Raw genomic sequence first — 4952 nt, forward strand, 5'->3', positions numbered from 1 at the left:
GCTACCGAATGATGGTGTGGGCGATTATCGCGATTGGCGTGCTCAGCTTTGTGGTCTGGGCGCRCCATATGTATGTCAGCGGGATGAACCCGTACTTTGGCTTTTTCTTCGCCGTCACCACCTTGATCATCGCGGTGCCGACTGCACTGAAAGTCTACAACTGGGTGTTGACCCTGTGGCGGGGCGACATTCATCTGACCGTGCCGATGCTGTTTGCCCTGGCCTTTATCGTCACCTTCCTGGTGGGTGGTTTGACCGGGTTGTTTCTCGGCAATGTGATCGTGGACATTCCGCTCTCGGACACCTATTTCGTCGTCGCACATTTCCATATGGTCATGGGGGTCGCACCGGTACTGGTGGTGTTCGGCGGCATCTATCATTGGTTTCCGAAAGTCACCGGGCGCATGTTTAACGACACCCTGGGCAAGCTGCATTTCTGGATTACCTTTCTGGGTACCTACGCCATTTTCTTCCCCATGCACTACTTGGGTTTCCAGGGTATGCCGCGCCGTTACTATGCCTATGAAAACTACGCGTTCATCCCGCAGTCGGCGCAAGAGTTGAATGCGTTTATTACGGTGGTCGCATTGACCGTCGGCGTTTCCCAGTTGCTGTTCGTGTTCAACCTGGCCTGGAGTGTATTTAAAGGTAAGCCCGCAGGCAGTAATCCCTGGGGCGCGGCCAGCCTGGAATGGCAAACGCCTAACACTCCACCGATACACGGTAACTGGGGAGCGAAACTGCCGGTGGTGCATCGCTGGGCCTATGACTACAGCGTGCCGGGGATAGAGCAGGATTTCGTGCCGCAAACGGTCTCTGCCGAGGAGCTGGAGCAAATGCGGCAACTCAGTGCCGGAACCAAGATAGCGGACGTTAAAACATGAACAGACTGCTATTGAGAAACGCCGACGACGCTGACCCCGGCGGCAGTTGGAATCGCGATCCTGAAGGTATTCAGGCCGACGCCGATAGAAGCCGAACCGCAAGGGTAGGCCTGCGCTTGTTTCTGGCTGTGGTGAGTTCGTTATTCTTTCTCTTCCTGCTCGCCTTCATTGCCCGCTCACAAATGGCCGACTGGCTACCCCTGACAGACCCCTTGGCGCCTTTAGCCAACCCATGGCCGTTGTGGGTGAATTCGGCTTTTCTGGTACTGAGTTGCATCGCACTGCAGTGGTCGCGCATGGCCGCCCGACAGGCTCGACTGGACGCAACGGCCATGGGTTTTGTAGTGGGCGGTGTATTTGCAATTGCCTTTCTGGTGGGGCAACTCTGGGTCTGGCAGCAGTTTGTCGCCTGGGGCTACTTTGTCGCCAGTAATCCGGCCAACAGTTTCTTCTACCTGTTGACCGGTGTGCATGGCCTTCACCTGCTGGGCGGGCTGATTGCCTGGGGCATAACCGTCGCTAAATTCCTGCGTCACGTGCCGTTGCCGCAACTGCGCGTCAGCGTAGAGCTCTGTACCACCTATTGGCACTACTTATTGGGTCTTTGGTTCGTGCTCTTCGCGCTGCTGACCAGCACGCCGCAAACCTATGAAGCCATCGCCAGATTCTGCGGCCTGAGGTGAAAAGCCATGGCATCGCACCCATTAGCACCGGCCGAGTCAAGTTCATCCAATCCACCAAGCCCGCCGCCTGCGCCGGGATGGCAGGGCATCGCCAGCGACYGGGCCTCGGATAGGGAGGCTTTCAGGCAGGTCCCCTGGGGCAAGGCGATGATGTGGATATTCCTGCTTAGCGACACGTTTATATTCACCTGTTTTTTAACCGGCTACATGTCGGTCCGCATGACCATCACCGCCCCTTGGCCGAACCCCAGTGAAGTGTTCGCATTGACGATTGGCGGTAGAGAAATCCCGCTTATTCTGATTGCCATCATGACCTTTGTGCTGATCAGCAGCAGCGGCACCATGGCCATGGCTGTTAACTTCGCCTATCGCCGTGATCGCGCGAAAACCACAGCCCTGATGCTGGCGACCGCTGCCTTGGGCGTGACCTTCGTCAGCATGCAGGCATTTGAATGGAGCAAGCTTATCGCCGAAGGCGTGCGTCCCTGGGGGAACCCCATGGGCGCGGCGCAATTTGGGGCCAGCTTCTTCATGATTACCGGTTTTCACGGACTGCATGTGTCAATCGGCGCCATCTATCTCAGCATTGTGGCGATGAAAGTCATGCGAGGAGATTATGAGCGCTCCGGAAACTATCAGAACGTCGAAATAGCCGGGCTTTACTGGCACTTCGTGGACTTGGTGTGGGTGTTTATTTTTGCTTTCTTCTATTTATGGTAGAGGAGCACGGGTGATGGCGCATGCTCAGGGTCAACAACATCCGATCAGTTTGTACCTCAAAATCTGGGGGCTGTTATTCGTCCTCAGCACGATGTCGTATCTGGTCGATTACTTTCACTTCCATGGCTACCTTCGGTGGGCCCTGATTATCACTTTCATGTTGTTGAAGGCAGGTTTAATTGTCTCCATCTTCATGCACATGGCCTGGGAACGGTTGGCCATGGTCTACGCCATATTGGTGCCACCGTTGTGTTTGCTGGTGCTCGTCGGGTTGATGGCCACCGAGGCGGATTATGTTTTCCTCAGCCGGGTCATCTTCTTCGGTCAATAAACAGCTTACGGAGGGCTTTGAGCCTCCGGGGTCAACCCGCAATAAATGGCGTTATATCGTTCGCTTGAACTGATGCCATTTGTGCAGCCAGGCGACTGTCCAGTGAGGGGATGCCGTACCCGTGCCGGCGATCTTCAGTTTTGGATGATGTTCAATGACCCGATCCAATACCGGCTCCTGATTCGGATCAACATCCACGAAGAAGATATGTTTGCCGTCTTCCACCATCTGTTTAAAGTTGCGGAAGTGCGCGTTAGGTACCTGAATACCAAAAAAGCCGCCTTCCCAGATGCAGAAGCCAAATATAACAATGGCAAGGAAGATAAAAGGTACCCAGCCTGCGGCGGTTTCGGTCCACCCCAGCCAATAGGCACCGCCAAGGATCAGCGCTGCGAGCGGCACACCAACCACTGCACCAATCTCGCCAGAGTGAACAACATCCTGCTTCATCAACGAGTTGACCTCGTGGAGGTGATGTTCTTCAACATCAGCCACTTGTTCGCTGAGCACATGAATTTGTTCGGTGTTGATGCCGTTGGCTTCCAGTTCGGTTTCAAGGGCTTCGAGATCGTCGAGATTGTCACTGATGTAATAGTGTCGGTTCATGCCACACCTCCCATCTCGTGTTGGCCGTAGGCCTCCTCTGTCCCGCAGCCGTAAACTGAGATTTGCAGTCGGTATCTGCGCCCGTGGGGAACGTTGCACACTTCATGCAATCCGTAGGAAGTATAGCATTCGCTAGTATGCGGGGCCGGAGGCGTCAAGGTCTGGGGCGGTTGAGGGGCTGACGAATTCTGCATTGCAGCGCCACATCCAGACGCTCCCMAGTTAACCATTCGTAGAGGAATCCAAAACGCTATGAAAATATTAATGCTTGATAAAATTTGGTAATAAATCCGTATTTTTCGAAAAAAACGCTAACGGACTTCGGGGTAGTCGCTAATGGGGAGATGCCTCAGAGCCCGATTCCACCAAACCCCAGGCACAAAAAAACCGGCCATCAAGGCCGGTTTTTTCTTTACCTGCATCCCCCGTCAAGAAACGACGTGAGACTGAAATCTGATTGGAGCGGGTGAAGGGAATCGAACCCTTAATGGACACGGAGGTAGGAGTGTTGTGTAGGCGCTTGTAGTGGTCTAATGAAACCGGATACCCATTTAGGCGAGAATGCTCGCCAGATCGAGGTGTCTGATGACCAAACAACGCCATGTCTTTTTCCGCTGAATTCAAGCGCAAGGCTTCCGACCTCGTGCTCAAGCAAAACTACAGCTTCATCGAAGCCAGTCGTTCACTCGGCGTCGGCGAATCGGCCTTGCGACGTTGGGTCGATCAAGTCCAGAAGGAACGCCAAGGCGTTACCCCGCAGAGCAAAGCGCTGGCCCCGGAACAACAGAAAATCCAGGAACTGGAAGCTCATACCGCTCGACTTGAGCGAGAGAAATCCATCCTAAAAATGGCTACCGCGCTCTTGATGTCGGAAGATCACGAGCGTTCGCGCTGATTGACCAGCTGTGCAAAATGTTTGAAGTCACCCGCTCATATTTCTACGCCCGGCGTCTCAGACGCCGGACATCCTGATGTTGAGCGGCTTCGGCTGCGCAGTCGGGTCAATGAACTGTTCACGCAAAGTCGCAGTGCTGCGGGCAGCCACAGCATCGTGTCGATGATGCGTGAAGACGGAGAGTAACTGGGTCGGTTCAAGGTACGTAGCTTAATGCGCGAACTTGAGCTTGTGAGCAAACAGCCAGGTTCTCACGCCTATAAACGAGCGACGGTTGAACGACTGGATATCCCGAATACGTTGAATCGGGAGTTCGATGTCCCAGCGCCTCATCAGGTCTGGTGTGGCGACATCGCTTGCATCTGGGCTCAGGGCAAATGGCATTACCTGGCTGTTGTTCTGGATCTTTGCGCGCGCCGAGTAGTGGGTTGGGCATTGTCGGAAAAGCCGGACGCCGAGCTGGTTATCAAGGCGCTGGACATGGCCTACCAGCAACGTGGTAGGCCTCAGGGGTTGCTGTTTCACTCGGATCAAGGGGCGCCCAGTATGCGAGCCGTTAATTCCGCCAGCGGCTCTGGCGTTATCGAATGCGCCAGAGCATGAGTCGCCGAGGAAACTGCTGGGACAATGCGCCGATGGAGCGGGTATTTCGGAGTTTGAAAACCGAATGGATACCAACTACGGGCTACCGAACGGCCCAAGAGGCCCAGCGCGACATCAGTCATTTTTTGATGCATCGGTGCAACTGGATTCGACCCCATTAATTCAACGCTGGGCTCGCGCCAGCTCAGGCCGAGAAAAACTTAACGTCGTGTCCGGGATTAGTTGACCAC

Annotated in this window: 5 protein-coding genes and 1 pseudogene; 5 read left to right on the top strand and 1 reads right to left on the bottom strand. The window is 54.7% G+C overall.

Going from position 1 to position 4952, the window contains the following annotated elements; translation table 11 throughout:
• The 4 genes from AC1DLB_RS21090 to AC1DLB_RS21105 all read left to right on the top strand — a co-directional run.
• On the top strand, positions 1-884 hold an 884-nt coding region (locus AC1DLB_RS21090), incomplete at its 5' end, for a cytochrome c oxidase subunit I (protein ID WP_477785581.1).
• On the top strand, positions 881-1567 hold the full coding sequence (locus AC1DLB_RS21095) for a cytochrome c oxidase subunit 3 (protein WP_096479652.1): 687 nt from the start codon (positions 881-883) through the stop codon (positions 1565-1567). The genes AC1DLB_RS21090 and AC1DLB_RS21095, both read left to right, overlap by 4 nt.
• A 6-nt stretch (positions 1568-1573) precedes the next feature.
• Positions 1574-2287: a heme-copper oxidase subunit III family protein gene (locus AC1DLB_RS21100; RefSeq protein WP_477785582.1), complete on the top strand. Its 714-nt coding sequence runs from the start codon at positions 1574-1576 to the stop codon at positions 2285-2287.
• A 13-nt stretch (positions 2288-2300) separates the two neighbouring features.
• Positions 2301-2618 carry a cytochrome C oxidase subunit IV family protein gene (locus AC1DLB_RS21105; protein WP_007935708.1) on the top strand — a complete coding sequence of 106 codons (318 nt, stop codon included), beginning with the start codon at positions 2301-2303 and terminating at the stop codon, positions 2616-2618.
• Between the two features lie 51 nt (positions 2619-2669).
• Here the strand turns inward: AC1DLB_RS21105 and AC1DLB_RS21110 are convergent, their stop codons facing one another.
• Entirely contained in the window at positions 2670-3224 is a 555-nt protein-coding gene (locus AC1DLB_RS21110; protein ID WP_018926809.1) for a hypothetical protein, read from the bottom strand.
• 585 nt (positions 3225-3809) lie between these two features.
• Here AC1DLB_RS21110 and AC1DLB_RS21115 point away from each other — a divergent pair.
• Positions 3810-4948, top strand: a pseudogene (locus AC1DLB_RS21115) (IS3 family transposase).
• Positions 4949-4952: the final 4 nt, after the last annotated feature.

It is taken from the genome of Pseudomonas sp. 05N434, assembly GCF_056396965.1.

Bases quoted from the DNA above. Each gene is read 5' to 3' on its own strand.
- AC1DLB_RS21095 (WP_096479652.1), top strand. From the start codon at position 881: ATGAACAGACTGCTATTGAGAAACGCCGACGACGCTGACCCCGGCGGC.
- AC1DLB_RS21105 (WP_007935708.1), top strand. From the start codon at position 2,301: ATGGCGCATGCTCAGGGTCAACAACATCCGATCAGTTTGTACCTCAAA.
- AC1DLB_RS21110 (WP_018926809.1), bottom strand. From the start codon at position 3,224: ATGAACCGACACTATTACATCAGTGACAATCTCGACGATCTCGAAGCC.